We start from the raw sequence: 16,806 nt of genomic DNA on the forward strand, positions 1-16,806 counted from the left end.
GTACCCCCCCCGCCCCGGGGCCCCGCGCCCCGCTCCGCGCAGGTTGCCCATCCCTGGCTCCCTACCACCAAAGGGGGGGGAAGGGGGGGGGGGGGGGGCGGGGGGGGCGGGGCGGGCGCGGCCGCCCACCCACGGGTCAGGCGACGGCGTCGTGCAGGCGCGCGGCCTGCTTGTCCTTGAGCGGGCCGATGACCGACAGCGACGGGCGGTGTCCCAGGACGTCCCGGGCGACCTCGCGGACCTGGTCCGGGGTCACCGCCGCCATCCTGGCCAGCATGTCGTCGACGGAGATCTGCTCGCCCCAGCACAGCTCACTCTTGCCGATACGGTTCATCAGCGCACCCGTGTCCTCCAGGCCGAGGACCGTGGAGCCCTGGAGCTGGCCGATGGCGCGGCCGATCTCGTCGTCGGACAGGCCGTGCTCGGCGACGTGGTCGAGTTCGTCGCGGCAGATCTTCAGCACGTCGTGCACCTGGCTGGGGCGGCAGCCGGCGTACACGCCGAACAGGCCGCAGTCGGCGAAGCCGGAGGTGTAGGAGTACACGCTGTAGGCCAGGCCGCGCTTCTCGCGCACCTCCTGGAACAGCCGTGAGGACATGCCGCCGCCGAGGGCGGTGTTGAGCACGCCGAGCGCCCAGCGGCGGTCGTCGGTGCGGGCGAGACCGGGCATGCCGAGGACCACGTGGGCCTGCTCGGTCCTGCGGTTCTGCAGTTCGACCCGGCCGGCGGTGCGCAGTCTGCGGCGGCCGTCGCGCGGGGGGATCGGCTCGGCCAGGTCGCTGTTGAGGGCGCCGGCCTTCTCGAAGGCGGTGCGGACCTGGCGTACGACCCTGGCGTGGTCGATGTTGCCGGCGCAGGCCACGACGAGGTGCGTGGGGTCGTAGTGCTTCTTGTAGAAGCGGCGGATGCGGTCCGCGGTGAGGGCGTTGACCGTGTCGACGGTGCCGAGGACGGGGCGGCCGAGGGGGTTGTCGCCGAACATGGTGTGCGCGAACAGGTCGTGCACGCAGTCGCCCGGGTCGTCCTCGGTCATCGCGATCTCCTCGAGGATCGCGCCGCGCTCCACGTCGACGTCCTCCTCCCGGATCAGCGAGCCGGTGAGCATGTCGCAGACGACGTCGATGGCCAGCGGGAGGTCGGTGTCGAGCACGCGTGCGTAGTAGCACGTGTACTCCTTGGCGGTGAAGGCGTTCATCTCGCCGCCGACCGCGTCCAGCGCGGCGGAGATGTCCAGGGCGGAGCGGCGGGCCGTGCCCTTGAAGAGCAGGTGCTCCAGGTAGTGGGTGGCGCCGTTGAGCGAGGGGGTCTCGTCGCGGGAGCCGACGTGCGCCCAGATGCCGAAGGTGGCCGAGCGCACGGAGGGCAGGGTCTCGGTGACGATGCGCAGGCCGCCCGGGAGGGTGGTCCTGCGGACCGTGCCGATGCCGCCCGCGCCCTTGATGAGGGTTTGGGTACGGGCGACGGCCCGCGCCTCCGAAGAGGTGCGGGCCGTCGCCCTGAAGCCACGGGACGTCACTTGTCGGCGTCGTCCTTCTTGTCGTTGCCGTCCGCCTCGTCCTCGCCCTCGATCACGGGGACGAGGGAGAGCTTGCCGCGGGAGTCGATCTCGGCGATCTCGACCTGGACCTTGTGGCCCACGCCGAGCACGTCCTCGACGTTCTCCACGCGCTTGCCGCCGGCGAGCTTGCGGATCTGCGAGATGTGCAGCAGACCGTCCTTGCCGGGGAGCAGGGAGACGAACGCGCCGAAGGTGGTCGTCTTCACGACCGTGCCGAGGTAGCGCTCGCCGACCTCGGGCATCGTCGGGTTGGCGATGCCGTTGATCGTGGCGCGGGCGGCCTCGGCGGCCGGGCCGTCGGCGGCACCGATGTAGATGGTGCCGTCGTCCTCGATGGTGATCTCGGCGCCGGTGTCCTCCTGGATCTGGTTGATCATCTTGCCCTTGGGGCCGATGACCTCGCCGATCTTGTCGACCGGGATCTTCACGGTGATGATCCGCGGCGCGTTGGGGGACATCTCGTCCGGCGTGTCGATCGCTTCCATCATCACGTCGAGGATGTGGAGGCGGGCGTCACGGGCCTGCTTGAGGGCGGCGGCCAGGACGGAGGCGGGGATGCCGTCCAGCTTGGTGTCGAGCTGGAGGGCGGTGACGAACTCCTTGGTGCCGGCGACCTTGAAGTCCATGTCGCCGAAGGCGTCCTCCGCACCGAGGATGTCGGTGAGGGTGACGTAGTGCGTCTCGCCGTCGATCTCCTGGGAGATCAGGCCCATGGCGATGCCGGCGACCGGGGCCTTCAGCGGCACACCGGCGTTCAGCAGGGACATGGTGGAGGCGCAGACCGAACCCATCGAGGTCGAGCCGTTGGACCCGAGGGCCTCGGAGACCTGGCGGATGGCGTACGGGAACTCCTCGCGCGAGGGCAGCACCGGGAGCAGGGCGCGCTCGGCCAGCGCGCCGTGGCCGATCTCGCGGCGCTTGGGCGAGCCGACGCGGCCGGTCTCACCGGTGGAGTACGGCGGGAAGTTGTAGTTGTGCATGTAGCGCTTGCGGGTCACCGGGGAGAGGGTGTCCAGCTGCTGCTCCATGCGCAGCATGTTGAGGGTGGTGACGCCCAGGATCTGGGTCTCGCCACGCTCGAACAGCGCCGAGCCGTGCACCCGCGGGATGGCCTCGACCTCGGCGGCCAGGGTGCGGATGTCGGTGACACCGCGGCCGTCGATGCGCTTCTTCTCCTTGATGACGCGCTCGCGGACCAGGGTCTTGGTCAGCGCCCGGTACGCGGCGGAGATCTCCTTCTCGCGGCCCTCGAACTCGGGCAGCAGCTTCTCCGCGGCCAGGCCCTTGACGCGGTCCAGCTCGGCCTCGCGCTCCTGCTTGCCGGCGATGGTGAGCGCCTGGGCGAGCTCGGGGCGGACGGCGGCGGTCAGCGCCTCCAGGACGTCGTTCTGGTAGTCCAGGAAGATCGGGAACTCGCCGGTCGGCTTGGCGGCCTTGGCGGCGAGGTCCGACTGCGCCTTGCAGAGCACCCTGATGAAGGGCTTGGCGGCCTCCAGGCCGGCGGCGACGACCTCCTCGGTGGGGGCCTCGGCGCCACCGGCGACCAGCTGGATGGTCCTGTCGGTGGCCTCGGCCTCGACCATCATGATCGCGACGTCGCCGTCCTCCAGGACGCGGCCGGCGACCACCATGTCGAAGACGGCGTCCTCGAGTTCGGTGTGCGTCGGGAACGCGACCCACTGGCCGTTGATCAGCGCGACGCGGACGCCGCCGATCGGGCCGGAGAAGGGCAGGCCGGCCAGCTGCGTGGACGCGGACGCGGCGTTGATCGCCACGACGTCGTACAGGTGGTCGGGGTTGAGCGCCATGATCGTGCAGACGACCTGGATCTCGTTGCGCAGGCCCTTCTTGAAGGACGGGCGCAGCGGGCGGTCGATGAGGCGGCAGGTGAGGATGGCGTCCTCGGAGGGGCGGCCCTCGCGGCGGAAGAAGGAACCGGGGATCTTCCCGGCCGCGTACATCCGCTCCTCGACGTCGACCGTCAGCGGGAAGAAGTCGAGCTGGTCCTTGGGCTGCTTGGACGCGGTGGTGGCCGACAGCACCATGGTGTCGTCGTCCAGGTACGCCACGGCGGAGCCGGCGGCCTGCTTGGCCAGGCGGCCCGTCTCGAAGCGGATGGTGCGGGTGCCGAAGGAACCGTTGTCGATGACGGCTTCGGCGTAGTGGGTCTCGTTCTCCACTAGCGTTTTCTCCTCGTCCTCGTCCCTCCTCGCCCGTGTGGCGGGGGGACGGTGGCGGAGAAGCGCTCCGTCTGGTGCGGGCCGGTCTTCGATCGAAGCACCCGGGACTCGTGCCCGGGGGCCACTACCGAGGACCGGCGGCGGGGAGGTGCGCTTCTCCTCGTTCTGGTGCGCGATGGATGCTCTACCCACTACGGGTAGGACGTATCACGCTGTGTCATGCGTATTGCGTTGTGCTACCACACTACAAAGCGGCAGTCACGGTCCGCACGTCCGGAGTGCGTACGGCAAAGGGAGCGGCCCCCTGTCCCGCGGGAACCGCTCCCTTCACGGCGTCTTACTTGGCGCCCGCCGCACCGCGGCGGATGCCGAGGCGGTCGACCAGCGCGCGGAAGCGCTGGATGTCCTTCTTGGCGAGGTACTGCAGCAGGCGACGGCGCTGACCGACCAGGATCAGCAGACCCCGGCGGGAGTGGTGGTCGTGCTTGTGGGTCTTGAGGTGCTCGGTCAGGTCGGAGATCCGACGGGACAGCAGAGCGACCTGGACCTCGGGGGAGCCGGTGTCACCCTCCTTGGTACCGAACTCGGAAATGATCTGCTTCTTCGTGGCGGCGTCGAGCGACACGCGTACTCCTCATGGTCTGTGAAGGGCCACCGAGTGCCCCCGGTCTACGTCTCGGGGGAGCTTCCACGACTCGGGAGGCGGGGATCCGCTGGGCGCTGCCCCCAGAACCCGCGAACGTGCTGCGGGGGGACTCCGGGGGTGCGTACACAAACGGCCGTCACACAGCGTACCAGGCGGTGGCGGTCCGGTTTCCCCCGCTCCCCGTGAGCCGCCCGGAGGGGCCCCTGGGCCCACTAGGGTGAGCGCTGTCACCGGCAGGCAACACGTCGAACAGGGGGCGCCGCGGCATGGCGGAGTCGGAAGCGGAGATCAGGGCACGCAAGGAGCGGGAGCGCGACGAGCTGTACGCCCTCGACATCTCGGGCGTGGAGTGGCTGTGCGCACCGGGCACGGAGGAGCACGAGGAACGCGTGGAGATCGCCCACCTGCCCGGCGGCGCCGTGGCGATGCGCTCCTCGCTCGATCCGGACACGGTGCTGCGCTACACGGAGGCGGAGTGGCGGGCGTTCGTGCTGGGCGCCCGGGACGGGGAGTTCGACCTGGAGCCGGCGCCGGGCGGCGAGGGCACTCCGGCGCAGTGACCGGGCGGGGAGCGGCGGCGCGGGTGCGCGGGGGGCGCGTCCCCCGGGTGACGCGCCCCTGGGCCGCGGGAGGGTGACCGACCGGTCCCGCACGGCGGCACCGGCTGCAGGCTCCGGGCACCCGACGGCGGCACCGGCTCCGGGCCCGGGGCACCCGCTCGGGCCGCGCCGGCGGGGCGGTGCCCCGGGACTCTCGCCGCGCCGGCGGGCGCCCCGGGGGGCCGGCCTCAGGTGCCCGGCTTGACGGCCTCCACGCCCAGCGCGAGCCAGATCCAGCGCTTGTCCTTGCCCTCCGGGCCGGTGGCCCGCTTCAGCCCGAAGAACAGCCGCCCGTCCCGGACCACCGCGTCCGCGAGGTTGAGGTCGGTCAGCAGCTGGGCCTCGGCGGGCAGGCCGAAGTAGAAGTACGGGGTCTCCCGGCCCGTCGCCGGGTCCAGGGAGACCAGTCCGTTCGGCCGGATGCCGTCGGCGCTGGAGCGGAACGCGAGGAGCCGGTCGCCGCTCATCCGCAGGGGGTACAGCAGCTGGCTGCGGCCCGACTCGAACTTCTTCGTGGTGTGCCCGGTCGCCAGGTCGAACCCGATGATCCAGTTCGAGTTGTCCTCGATCGTGGCGTCCGGGTCCTCCCGGCTCACCAGGAAGACCTGGCCGTCGCCGACGACGGCCCCGGGGCAGTCGTCGATCCCGTTGTACGTCCCGAGGTCCGCGCACTTGGCCAGGTAGTGGCCGCCCTCGAGCCGGATCGTCGCCCGGTAGCGGCCGTCGCGGCCGAGGGAGACGAGGTCCGTGAAGCCGATGTCCCCGGCCGCCGTGGCGAGGACGGGCGGCTCGGCCGACAGCAGGCCGACGTCCTTGACGCCGTCCGCGACCTTGTACGTCCACAGCACCCTGCCCGAGCGCGGGTCCACCTTGAGGACGCGGTAGGACAGCCCCTCGGTGCCCTTGGTCCAGCAGTCGACCCGGATCAGCAGGGCGTCCCCGCCGGCGTTGCCGGCGTCGAAGCAGTCGCCGGTCTGTTCCCGGTTCCACAGCTGCTTGCCGGTGTCCATGTCCCAGGCGCCGGAACCCTGCGCCCAGGACACGATCACCGTGGAACGGGTGAGGGTCAGGCCCATCGGGTCGCCGTCGGCGCCCGTGCTGCGCGTCTTGTACCGCGCCTCCCACAGCTTGGTGCCGTTGTCCAGGTCGACGAGGGCCACGTGGTCGCACACGGCGTGCCGGTCGGTGCTCGACCGGAACAGCACGGCGGTGCGGTCGTCGGCCGTGACGTGGCGTGTCGTCCCGCATATCAGGCCGCGGAACTTCAGCTTCCAGGTCTCTTGGCCCGGCTTGGCGTCCTTGCCGACCGGGAAGGCGGCGAGCGAGCTGTTGATCCCCTTGACGAACAGTTTGTCCGTCGCCCACATGCCGGGCATGTCGTACGACTCCCCCGGGCCGAGGTCGTCGACGGAGAACCGGAACGCCATGCGTCCCGCGGTGCTCGCGGGCCGCTTCTCGACGGGCTCCCGGATGTCGTCCGGCGCCGGGGCGGCCGCCCTGCTGCCGCCGGCCGGCCTGCTGTCGTCCCCCGCGGACGACAGCAGGGCGGCGACGCCCACGGCGGCGGCCAGGACGGCGGCCAGCGCGCCGCCGAGGAGTCTTCGGCGGCGTCCGCGGGCGGCGGCCCGGTCGGCCGCCACGCTGGACTCGGTGAACATGGAGGGGGGCGGGCCGAAGCTCACGCGGCAGGGTCCCTTCGTCGCACGGTCGCACCCCACCGCGAGGTCGCGCGGTGCGTGCCTGGCCGTTTCTGATCGTGTGTGCTGGTGGTGTGGGCCGGTCGGGCGGGCCGGACGTACGTGCCGGTCGTGTGGCCCGGTCGAGCGGGCCGGACGTACGTGCCGGTCGTGCGTCCCGGTCGAGCGGGCCGGACGTACGTGCCGGTCGTGCGTCCCGGTCGTGCGTCCCGGACGTACGTGCCGGTCGTACGTGCCGGTCCTGTCGTGCGAGGCCGGCGAGAGGCCGGCTGGTCAGCTGGTCAGCGACCGGACGGTGGCGTACACGTCGAAGACCGCCAGGGCCAGCGGTACGAGGGTCAGCAGGACGAAGCCCTCGGCGATCTCCAGGAAGCGGCCCCAGAAGGGGCTCAGTCCGGTGCGCGGCACGATGAGGCCGATGGCGGTGACGAGCGCGGCCGCCGCCGCGATCGCCGCGACCAGCCAGACGGTCCGCAGGTCGAGGTCGCCGCGGTCGCCCCGCAGGGCCGCGGCCACGTACGACGGCGGCGGGTTGAGGGCCAGGCCCAGGCCGAGCAGGACGAGCGAGGCCAGGCCGGCCGCCAGGACGGGGGCGACCTGGGCGGTGTAGCGGAAGAGCTGGGCGCGTGCCAGCAGGGCGAGTCCGGTGGCCAGGGCGAGCAGCTGGGCCCAGACGCCGTCGGAGAAGCCGAGGACGGCCGAGGCGCCGACCGCGGTGAGCGCGCAGCCGCCGACCAGGCCCACCAGCAGTTCGTGGCCGCGGCGCGCCTGGGCCGCGATCCGCTCGGCGTCGACCGGTTCGTGGGCCGCCGCGGACCGGTCGCCGCGGCCGGGGCCCGCGGCGCCGCGGGGCGGGTCGAAGCCGATCGGCAGGCGGGCGAAGCGCAGCGACAGGCCGGGCAGGAAGGCGAGCGCGCCGACGGCGACCGGGGCGCACAGCGCGGCGGTCCGGGACGGCGTCCAGTGCGCGAGGATCGCGGTGAACACGGCGATCAGGCTGACGGCGGACGCGAACACGAAGGCGACGAACGGGCCGTCGCCGCTCGGTGAGCACAGGGTCAGGACGACCGAGGCCACCAGTACGGCCGCGCAGGCGAGGAGGAACTGGAGCTTTCCGGGGCCCTGCCCGTCCGTGAGCGGGAGGATCCCCGACCCGGCCACCGCTACGCCCGGCAGGGCGCCGAGGCCGAGGGCGACGGCGGAGGCGCGGTCGTCGTAGACCCGGGCCCGTACACAGGCCAGGACGACCAGGAGCAGACCGGTGACCCCGGCCAGGACGCCGGGCAGGCCGTGCATGTCGTGCCGCGGGTCCGCGGTCCAGGCGACGAAGGCCAGCAGGGCGGGCAGGACCGCGCCGCCGACGAGTCCGGCGGCCCGGGTCAGGCCGCCGTGCCACAGGGTGTGTTCGCGGGTCACGGCGGAGGCGACCGCGTCGGAGACGTCGTCGAAGACGGCCGGGGGCAGCGACTCGGAGAAGGGCCGCAGGGTGAGCAGTTCGCCGTCGAGGATGCGCTGCGCGGCGAACGAGCGGGAGCTGTCCAGGACGGTGCCGTCGCGGCGTACGAGGTGGTAGCCGACCGGCGCGCCCTCGGCGGGGCTCTGCCGGGAGAGCCGGAGGATCTCCGGGTAGATGTCGGCGACCGGGATGTCGTCGGGCAGTGCCACGTCGATCCGGCTGTCGGGCGCGACGATGGTGACCCGGCAGAAGCCGAGCCCCGGGCCGGTTCCGGAGGGCACTCCGGGGCCGGTGCCGCCCGTTCCGGTGGCCGTCGCGGAGGCCGTGATGCTCACCTGCTGCTCCCCCTCAGTGATGGTTCTGCGACTGCGATGTGAAGGTCCTGCGCCCTTCGGCCGGGACCGTGCGCCGGTGGTGCGGCGCGGCGGTGCGAAGGGTGCCGACCGGCCGCATCCGGGACGCCGTCGGGCCGCCCGTCGTGCGGATTGCCCCGATTTCCCGGCCTGTTCCGCGTGTGCTCACGCGAACATCCGGCACCCTACCGCCCCTTGGCCGCTGCCGAAGTCAGTAGGATCACGCGGCGGCCTGCGTCCCCCGGCACGGGGCGGCGGCGTCCGCCTGACACGGGGTGGCGGACGGTTACTTCTCGGGGCCCGGCAAGGGAATTGGTGAGCAGTGAGCCACATCGTCGTCAAGCGTCCGCCCAGGGTGCTGCCGTCCGAGGTGCCCACGGACGAAGTCGTCCTGCAGCCTCCGCCCGAGCTGCCGCGGGGGCATCAGGAGAGCGTCCTGATGCAGCTGCTGCCCACGCTCGGCATGGGCGGTTCGGTGGTGTTCTTCTTCACCAGCGGACAGCCGTTCATGAAGATCATGGGCATGGTGATGATCGCCTCGACGGTGGCCATGTCCGTCGCGATGGTGGTCCGCTTCCGGCGCGGCTCCCAGGGGCAGTTGGCGGATCTGCGCCGCGACTATCTGAGCCATCTGGCGCAGACGCGGCGGGCCGCCCTGGACACCGCGCGGGCGCAGCGCGACGCGCAGTACTACCTGCACCCCTCGCCCGACCAGCTGTGGGCGCTGGTCGCCGAGGGCAGCCGGGTGTGGGAACGGCGGCCGGGCGACGAGGACTTCGGCCAGGTCCGCATCGGTCTGGGCCCGCAGGCGCTGGCCACTGCGCTGGTCGCCCCGCAGACCGCTCCGGTGGAGCAGCTGGAGCCGCTGACGGCGGGCGCCCTGGAGCGCTTCCTCGCCGTGCACGGCACCCTGGACGCGCTGCCGATGGCGATCTCGCTGCGCGCCTTCCACCATGTCACCGTCAGCGGCGACGCCGACTGCGTGCGGTCCTCGGCGCGGGCGCTGGCCGGTTCGCTGGCCGCGCTGCACTCGCCGGAGGACCTGGTGCTGGTCGTGGCGGCGGGCCGGGAGGCGCTCGAGCACTGGGAGTGGGCGAAGTGGCTGCCGCACACCCAGGCGGCGGACGCGGTCGACGGAGCGGGCACCCGCCGGCTGATCGGCGCCGACGGCCGGGAGCTGGAGGACCTGATCTCCGCCCGGCTCACCGGCCGGCCCCGGTTCCACCCGGACGCGGCGCCGCTCGCGGAGGAGCCGCACATCGTGGTCTTCCTGGACAGCCTGTCGCTGCCGCCCGACTCGGTGCTGGCCGGCCCGGAGGGCCTGCAGGGCGTGACCCTCGTCGAGGTGGTCCCGGGCGAGGTGGGCGCTCCGGCCGGGGACCTCTCCGTCGTCGTACGGCCCGGGGTGCTGCGCCTGGAGTCCGGTCACGGGGCCGTGTACGAGGGTGTGCCGGACGCGCTGTCGCGGGAGTCCGCGGAGGCGCTCGCCCGGCAGCTGGCGCCGCTGCGGGTGGCCTCCGGCGGGGACGACGGCGAACCGCTGCTGGCCAACCTGGAGTTCACGGACCTGCTGGGTCTCGGGGACGCCGCGTCGGTGGACACCCGGCGCACCTGGCGGCCGCGCGCGCTGGCCGAACGGCTGCGGGTGCCGATCGGTGTGGGTGAGGACGGCCGGCCGGTGATGCTGGACCTGAAGGAGGCCGCGCAGGAGGGCATGGGGCCGCACGGCCTGTGCGTGGGCGCCACCGGCTCCGGCAAGTCGGAGCTGCTGCGCACGCTGGTCCTCGGCCTGGCGGTCACCCACTCCTCCGAGACGCTGAACTTCGTCCTCGCCGACTTCAAGGGCGGCGCCACCTTCGCCGGCATGGCGCAGATGCCGCACGTCGCCGCGGTGATCACCAACCTGGCGGACGACCTGACCCTGGTGGACCGCATGGGCGACTCCATCCGCGGCGAGCTGAACCGCCGTCAGGAGCTGCTGAGGGACGCGGGCAACTACGCGAACATCCACGACTACGAGAAGGCGCGCGCGGCGGGCGCCCCGCTGCAGCCGATCCCCTCGCTGGTGCTGGTCATCGACGAGTTCAGCGAACTGCTCACCGCCAAGCCGGACTTCATCGACATGTTCGTCCAGATCGGCCGCATCGGCCGGTCGCTCGGCGTGCATCTGCTGCTGGCCTCGCAGCGTCTGGAGGAGGGCCGGCTGCGCGGCCTGGAGACCTATCTGTCGTACCGGATCGGTCTGCGCACCTTCTCCGCGGCGGAGTCGCGCGCGGCGCTGGGCGTCCCGGACGCCTACGAGCTGCCCAACGTGCCCGGTTCCGGGTTCCTGAAGTACGGCACCGACGAGATGGTGCGGTTCAAGGCGGCGTACGTGTCCGGGGTGTACCGCTCGGGGGCGCAGCGCCCGGCGGCCGGGGGCGGGGCGCTGCCGGTGGACCGGCGTCCGGTGCTGTTCACGGCCGCGGAGGTGCCGGTGCGGTACGCGCCGGTGCCGCGGCAGCGCACCGGGAGCGGTCCCGCGGCCGACGACGCGCTCGCGGACACGGTGCTGGACGTGATCGTGCGCCGGCTGGAGGCGCAGGGCCCGGCGGCCCACCAGGTGTGGCTGCCGCCGCTGGACAGCCCGCCGTCGCTGGACGGGCTGCTGCCGGGGCTGAGCGCGGTGCCGGGCCGCGGGCTGACCCAGCCCGGTTACGAGGGCGCGGGGCGGCTGGTGGTGCCGGTCGGCCTGGTCGACAAGCCGTACGAACAGCGCCGCGACCCGCTGTGGGTGGACTTCTCCGGGGCGGCCGGCCATATGCAGGTAGTGGGCGGCCCGCAGTCGGGCAAGTCCACTCTGATCAGGTCGCTGATCTGCGCGTTCGCGCTCACCCACACCCCGCACGAGGTCCAGTTCTACGGGCTGGACTTCGGTGGCGGCGGCATGGCGGCGGTGGCCGGGCTGCCGCATGTGGGCGGGGTGGCCTCGCGGCTGGACCCGGAGCGGGTGCGGCGCACGGTCGCCGAGGTGTACGGCGTGCTGACCCGGCGCGAGGAGTACTTCCGCTCCGCGGGCATCCCGTCGATCGCGGACTTCCGCGCCCGCCGGGCCCGCGGCGACATCACGGTGACCGACCAGCCGTGGGGCGACGTGTTCCTGGTCATCGACGGCTGGGGCAACTTCCGCGCGGACTACGAGGCGCTGGAGCCCGTGGTGCTGGACATGGCGGCGCGGGGTCTGGGCTACGGCGTCCACGTGATCCTGACGGCCTCGCGGTCGATGGAGGTCCGGGCGAACATGAAGGACCACCTGATGAACCGCCTGGAGCTGAGGCTGGGCGACACCATGGACTCCGAGATCGACCGGAAGGTGGCGGCGAACGTGCCCGCGGGGGTGCCCGGCCGGGGTGTCTCACCGCAGAAGCTGCACTTCATGGCGGCGGTGCCGCGCATCGACGGCCTGACGTCCGACACCGAGCTGGCCGAGGCCACGCAGGCGCTGGCCGCGGAGGTGTCCCGGCACTGGCAGGCACCGGGCGCGCCCGGGGTGCGGCTGCTGCCGCGCGAGCTGCCGGCCGCCGAGCTGCCGGCGGGCGACCGCTTCCCGCGGCGCGGGATCGCCTTCGGGCTGGACGAGAACGACCTGGAGCCGGTCTTCGTCGACTTCGAGCAGGACCCGTTCTTCCTGGTCTTCGGTGAGAGCGAGTCGGGCAAGTCGAATCTGCTGCGGCTGCTGATCAAGCAGTTGACGGAGCGTTACACGGCTGACGAGTGCAAGCTGTTCGTCGTGGACAACCGGCGGTCGCTGCTGGGCGTGACACCCGACTCGCACCTGGCGGAGTACATCCCGATGTCCAACGCCATGGAGCACCACATGGTGGCCCTGGCGAACCTGATGCAGCGCCGCACGCCCACCGCCGATGTGACGGCACGTCAGCTGCGCGAGCGGAGCTGGTGGCAGGGGCCGACGGTGTACGTGGTCATCGACGACTACGACCTGGTGTCCACCTCCAGCGGCAACCCGCTGAGCGGGCTGACGGAGCTGCTGCCCTTCGCCCGGGACGTCGGTGTGCGGTTCATCATCGCGCGGTCGACGGCGGGTGCGGGCCGCACCTCTTACGAGCCGTTCATGCAGCGGATGCAGGAGCTGGGCGCGCAGGGCGTCGTGCTGGCGGGCGACCCCGCGGAGGGCGAGATCCTGGGCGGCGTACGCCCGCGGCCGATGCCGGCGGGCCGGGGCGTCTTCGTCTCCCGGCGGCGCGGCAGGCCGCTGGTGCAGACGGGTCTCCTCCCGCAGGACACGGCCTGACGGACCGGGTGCCGAAGACCCCCGCCGGGCCGCCCGGGTGCCCCTGGCCGGTGCCCCGGCGGGGTCGCCGGCCGGCGTGGTGGCCCGACCCGCATGACGAAGGGGGCCCACTTCTGGAGTGGGCCCCCTTCGTCGTCGTACGGCCGGTTCGGCCCCGTGGGCGGACGGCGCCGGCCTCGGCGGCCGGGGTGGGCACCTCCCGCGCATGCCCAGCCCGGCCTCACGCGCCGGCCGCCGCCCGCGTCACAGGAAGTAGCTCGCGGCCTTCTTGTCCCCGGCGCGGTAGTCACCGCCGGCGAGGTGCACGCGGTGCGTGATGTCGACCAGCGCCTGGTGGATGGCCCGGGCGTGCCGGTCCCATTCGCCGGACTTGCTCTGGAAGGCGTTGTAGGCCTCGCCGCCCCAGCCCTCGGCCGCCTCGAGCACGGCCTTCTTCAGTGCCTCGAGGTTCTCCTCGAGGGCCTTGGCCTGGTTGCCGAGTTCCGTGGTGAGCGCGTCGAGGGTGCCGTACTTGACGGCGAGGTCGTCGTAGTGGACGCCGGACATGGTTGCCTCGTCTCCCTAGTGGTGTGGGGCGGACCTTCGTACGGTCCGCGGAACAGCGCTGTCGGGCGGTCCCGGTGGCCGGGCCGCCGCACGGGTCAGTAGCTGTTGAGCGCCGAGGTGCTGCCGCCGAGGTCGACGTTGATCTTGGTGATCTGCGCGTGGATCTCGTCCTCGAGGGCGTTCTTGTCCGACTTGGTCATGTGGATCTTCTCGAGGAACTCCTCGAGCATGCGCCCGATCTGCGCCATCTCCGTGTTGATCTGGTGCTGCTTGTCGTTGAACGCCTTGGCGCCCTGGCCCGTCCAGTTGGACTCGATCATGTCGATCGTCCCCTGGAGGTGGGCGAGCTGCTTGCGGATCGACTCGTAGCGGTCGATGACGTTCGTCTGGAGTTTCTGGACCCGGTCGTCCGCGAACTTACGGCCGTCGGCCATGTCAGTACTCTTCCTTTCCCGAGAAGAAGAGGAAGCACGTCGTCTTCTCTCCCCGTTTTTCGTCGCCCGCCCCGGGCGACCTGGTCGCTCAAGTCCTCATGTCTGCAACGCGATCACTCTAGCCACCTCCGCCGACAGTCCCAACTGCCGTTGCCGCGTGGCCAATGCGAACGACGGCAATGAGTCACCGTCACCGGGCGCCGGTGGCCGCGCCCTTCTTGCGCCGTGCGTCGCGGACGGCGACCGCGGCGCCCCCGAGGGCGGCGACCAGGACGGCCGCGGTCACGATCGTGTACGTCGCGAGGCGGGCGTTGCGTTCATCGGGGCTCTCGCCGAGCCGGAGCCGGGCGGGCGTGGGCGCCTGGGCCCGGGTGAGTCCGTCGCGGGGTGCGGGCGAGGCCACCGGGTGTTCGTCCTCGGTCAGGGCGCGGACCGGGTCGACCACGCCCCAGCCGACGAGGCGGTCGTGACCGGCGATGGTGCGCTCCGCGGTCTGCTCGATCTGGGCGACCACCTCGCGTGCGGTCCAGTCGCGGTGCCGGGCCCTGATGAGCGCGGCGACGCCGGCGACGTACGGCGCGGAGAAGCTCGTGCCGTTGTCGAGGCAGTGGCCGCCCCTGGGGACGGTGGAGATCATGTCGACGCCGGGGGCGGCGACTCCGACGAAGGAGCCCGACTGGGAGAAGGAGGCGCGTTCGTTGTTGCGGTCGGAGGCGGCCACCGCGAGCACTCCGTCGTAGGAGGCGGGGTAGGTCCGTTTGACGTTGCCGCCCAGGCCGTCGTTGCCGGCGGAGGCCACCACGACGATGTTCCGGGCGAGCGCCGCGTCGATCGCCTGCTTGAGGGATGGGGCCGGTTCGACCGCGTTGGAGGTGTCCTGGGAGATGTTGATGACGTCGGCGCGGGCGCGGACGGCGTACCGGATCGCGTCGGCCAGGGTCCGGGCGGTGCCGTGGCCCTCCGCGTCGTTCTGCTTGACGGGGATGATCACGGACTCGGGCGCCAGTCCGACGAAGCCGCTGCCCTTCAGCGGGCGGGCGGCGATGATGCCGGCGACCTTGGTGCCGTGGCCGACCGTGTCCGTGGTCGCGGGGGTGCCGGCTCCCTCGACCTTCTTGCCCTTGTCGTCCTTGGCGCGCAGGAGGTTCTTTCCGCTCTTGGTGTCCACGGCCCGGGCGAGCTGCGGGTTCTTCACGTCCACGCCGGTGTCGATCACCGCGACGCGCACGCCGCGCCCCTTGGACCGGGCCCACAGCTGGTCCAGGTTGACCCGCTGCAGGGCCCACGGGCGGCCGGGATAGACCTTGTTGGGGAACTGGCACTGGTCCGGGAAGGAGTCGTCCGCCGCCGCCTGCGGGGCGGGGAGGGCGGCCGCGGCGACCAGGGCCGAGGCCGCCACCGCCGCCACGCGGCGCGACAGACGTGACAGACGTGGCGGACGAGACAGGCGGGACGGACGGGACGGACGGGGGGCCGGGTGCGACATCGTCTCCGCCCTTCTCACGAGCCCTGCGGCCGGCGTGCCGCGGCCGTCGACAGGCGGGGGCCCGTGGGCAGGAACTCCGACCAGGCGACGGGGACCGGCGCCGGGGTCACATCGGCGTACCCGAGCCGGGTCTGCGCCTCCCGCGCCTCCTGCTGGAGTCGCCGGCGCTGCTCGGCCGTCGTGCCGATGCCGGCGTCGTCGGTGGCGCTGTCGGCGTTGGACTGCAGCACGTAGCGCAGACCGGTGTCGGTGACCAGGAACACCGGGCCCGCCTTGGTCTCCCGGCCCTGGAACTGGCGGTAGACCTGCCCGGAACCGGGGGTGACATAGGCGCTGGCGGAGCCGATGGGCAGCGGTGCGGGGAAGTCCGCGCCCGCCCACGTGCCGAGGGTGGTGCGGCCGTCGCCGTCCACCGCCTGCAGCACGTTGCAGACGGTGCTGCGGCTGCCGGCCCGGCCGGAGGCGTCGTTCACCGGCACGGGCGCCTCGGCGGGCCAGCGGTGCTCGGTGCCGAACGCCGCCTCGCCCGGGTCGATCGCGCCGGGGCTCACCTGCCGTGCCTGGCCGGCCTGGCCGAGTCCGGCCAGGTCCTTGCTGAACAGCAGCAACTGGGCGACGAAGGCGGACACCTTGGCCACCCGGTGGGGCAGCACCACGTAGTACTGCACCCTGTTGTTGTCCAGCGCCTTGAGCACCATGCCGACCCTGTTGGCCGTGGCGTCCAGCCCGCCGGGGGCGCCGGCGGGGGCGCCCGGGACGCCGTCGATCCGCGGGAAGGCGACCGGGTCGCCCGTGTGCAGGGTCGCCAGCCACTGCCGCGACACGCGCTGCGGCTCGCGGTCCGAGCCGACGACGGCGCGCAGCAGCAGCTCGTCGCCGGCGGGGACCGCGTACGCCGTGCCGCTCGCGTCGACGATCCAGCGCCTGCCGTCGGGGCCGGCGACGTAGAGGAGCTGGCCGCCGCGCAGCCGCTGCCGGCCCTCCGTCCGCCCCATGTCGCGGCCGGCCAGGACCAGTGCCGCCTTCTGGATGGAGCGGCCGCCGGCGCCCGGGCGTTCGCAGACGGCCCAGCGCTTGGCGGCGCCGGCCTCCTGGGCGGACGGCAGGCGGTCGGGGGCGTAGGGGATGCCGACGGTCACGCCGTGCGGGATCCGGCCGCTGTCGAGCACCGACTCGGCGACCGTGACGACCTCGCCCTTGCCGGGGTCGAGGAGGAGCTTGGCCGAGGCCATGTTCAGCACCGGGTGCAGCTGCACCTTGCCGCCGGTCTTCAGCACGACGTAACGCGTCGTCGACTCGCTGGCGATGATGACCTTCTCGTTGGGGGTGTCCCAGCCCTTGGGGGCGGCCGGCCGGAACATCCCCCAGGCGCCGAAGACGGCCATGACGAGCACACCGGTGATCACGCCGGGCAGCACCGCGCGCACCGGCCGCGGCGCGTTCTCCTCCGAGCCGTCGGGCGACGACCGCACGAAGGACGCGAGCATACGGCGCTTCGCGAAGGTGTAGGCGTTGAGCTGGTCCCGCCGAGATGCCATCTGTGCCTGTCTCTCCCCGTGT

Annotated in this window: 11 protein-coding genes; 2 read left to right on the forward strand and 9 right to left on the reverse strand. The window is 72.7% G+C overall.

Annotated features, from left to right (window positions below; all coding sequences use genetic code 11):
• Positions 1–136: 136 nt before the first annotated feature.
• The 3 genes from ACI2LW_RS18235 to rpsO form a co-directional block, all read right to left on the reverse strand.
• Complete coding sequence (locus ACI2LW_RS18235) at positions 137–1,516, reverse strand: M16 family metallopeptidase (protein ID WP_404732212.1); 1,380 nt, start codon at positions 1,514–1,516, stop codon at positions 137–139.
• Positions 1,513–3,738, reverse strand: a complete 2,226-nt coding sequence (locus ACI2LW_RS18240) for a polyribonucleotide nucleotidyltransferase (protein ID WP_404732213.1) — start codon at positions 3,736–3,738, stop codon at positions 1,513–1,515. Before ACI2LW_RS18240 ends, ACI2LW_RS18235 begins: the two co-directional genes overlap by 4 nt.
• Before the next feature lie 337 nt (positions 3,739–4,075).
• The gene (rpsO, locus tag ACI2LW_RS18245) at positions 4,076–4,363 is read right to left on the reverse strand and encodes a 30S ribosomal protein S15 (RefSeq protein WP_004982702.1); all 288 of its coding nucleotides are present in this window, start codon (positions 4,361–4,363) and stop codon (positions 4,076–4,078) included.
• Positions 4,364–4,650: 287 nt separating this feature from the next.
• Between rpsO and ACI2LW_RS18250 the strand changes: the two genes are divergently transcribed.
• On the forward strand, positions 4,651–4,944 hold the full coding sequence (locus tag ACI2LW_RS18250; RefSeq protein WP_404732214.1) for a DUF397 domain-containing protein: 294 nt from the start codon (positions 4,651–4,653) through the stop codon (positions 4,942–4,944).
• A 227-nt stretch (positions 4,945–5,171) separates the two neighbouring features.
• Here the strand turns inward: ACI2LW_RS18250 and ACI2LW_RS18255 are convergent, their stop codons facing one another.
• On the reverse strand, positions 5,172–6,665 hold the full coding sequence (locus tag ACI2LW_RS18255) for a PQQ-binding-like beta-propeller repeat protein (RefSeq protein WP_404732215.1): 1,494 nt from the start codon (positions 6,663–6,665) through the stop codon (positions 5,172–5,174).
• 288 nt (positions 6,666–6,953) lie between these two features.
• Positions 6,954–8,471, reverse strand: a complete 1,518-nt coding sequence (gene eccD, locus ACI2LW_RS18260; protein ID WP_404732216.1) for a type VII secretion integral membrane protein EccD — start codon at positions 8,469–8,471, stop codon at positions 6,954–6,956.
• 340 nt (positions 8,472–8,811) lie between these two features.
• On the opposite strand from eccD, the gene eccCa reads away from it, so the two are divergent.
• A complete protein-coding gene (gene eccCa, locus ACI2LW_RS18265; RefSeq protein ID WP_404732217.1) occupies positions 8,812–12,780 on the forward strand; it encodes a type VII secretion protein EccCa in 3,969 nt (1,322 codons plus the stop codon).
• A gap of 243 nt (positions 12,781–13,023) precedes the next feature.
• Here eccCa and ACI2LW_RS18270 read toward each other — a convergent pair whose 3' ends face one another.
• The 4 genes from ACI2LW_RS18270 to eccB all read right to left on the reverse strand — a co-directional run bounded on the left by ACI2LW_RS18270 (position 13,024) and on the right by eccB (position 16,784).
• Positions 13,024–13,326: a WXG100 family type VII secretion target gene (locus ACI2LW_RS18270; protein WP_404732218.1), complete on the reverse strand. Its 303-nt coding sequence runs from the start codon at positions 13,324–13,326 to the stop codon at positions 13,024–13,026.
• A gap of 95 nt (positions 13,327–13,421) precedes the next feature.
• Positions 13,422–13,760: a WXG100 family type VII secretion target gene (locus ACI2LW_RS18275; protein ID WP_404732219.1), complete on the reverse strand. Its 339-nt coding sequence runs from the start codon at positions 13,758–13,760 to the stop codon at positions 13,422–13,424.
• A 190-nt stretch (positions 13,761–13,950) separates the two neighbouring features.
• Positions 13,951–15,246 (reverse strand): type VII secretion-associated serine protease mycosin, encoded by a 1,296-nt coding sequence (gene mycP / locus ACI2LW_RS18280; RefSeq protein WP_404732220.1) that lies wholly within the window; start codon positions 15,244–15,246, stop codon positions 13,951–13,953.
• A gap of 14 nt (positions 15,247–15,260) precedes the next feature.
• Positions 15,261–16,784 carry a type VII secretion protein EccB gene (gene eccB, locus ACI2LW_RS18285; RefSeq protein ID WP_404732221.1) on the reverse strand — a complete coding sequence of 508 codons (1,524 nt, stop codon included), beginning with the start codon at positions 16,782–16,784 and terminating at the stop codon, positions 15,261–15,263.
• Positions 16,785–16,806 lie beyond the last annotated feature (22 nt).

The organism is Streptomyces sp. NPDC004065 (genome assembly GCF_044903565.1).
In the GTDB taxonomy this organism is placed as follows: domain Bacteria; phylum Actinomycetota; class Actinomycetes; order Streptomycetales; family Streptomycetaceae; genus Streptomyces.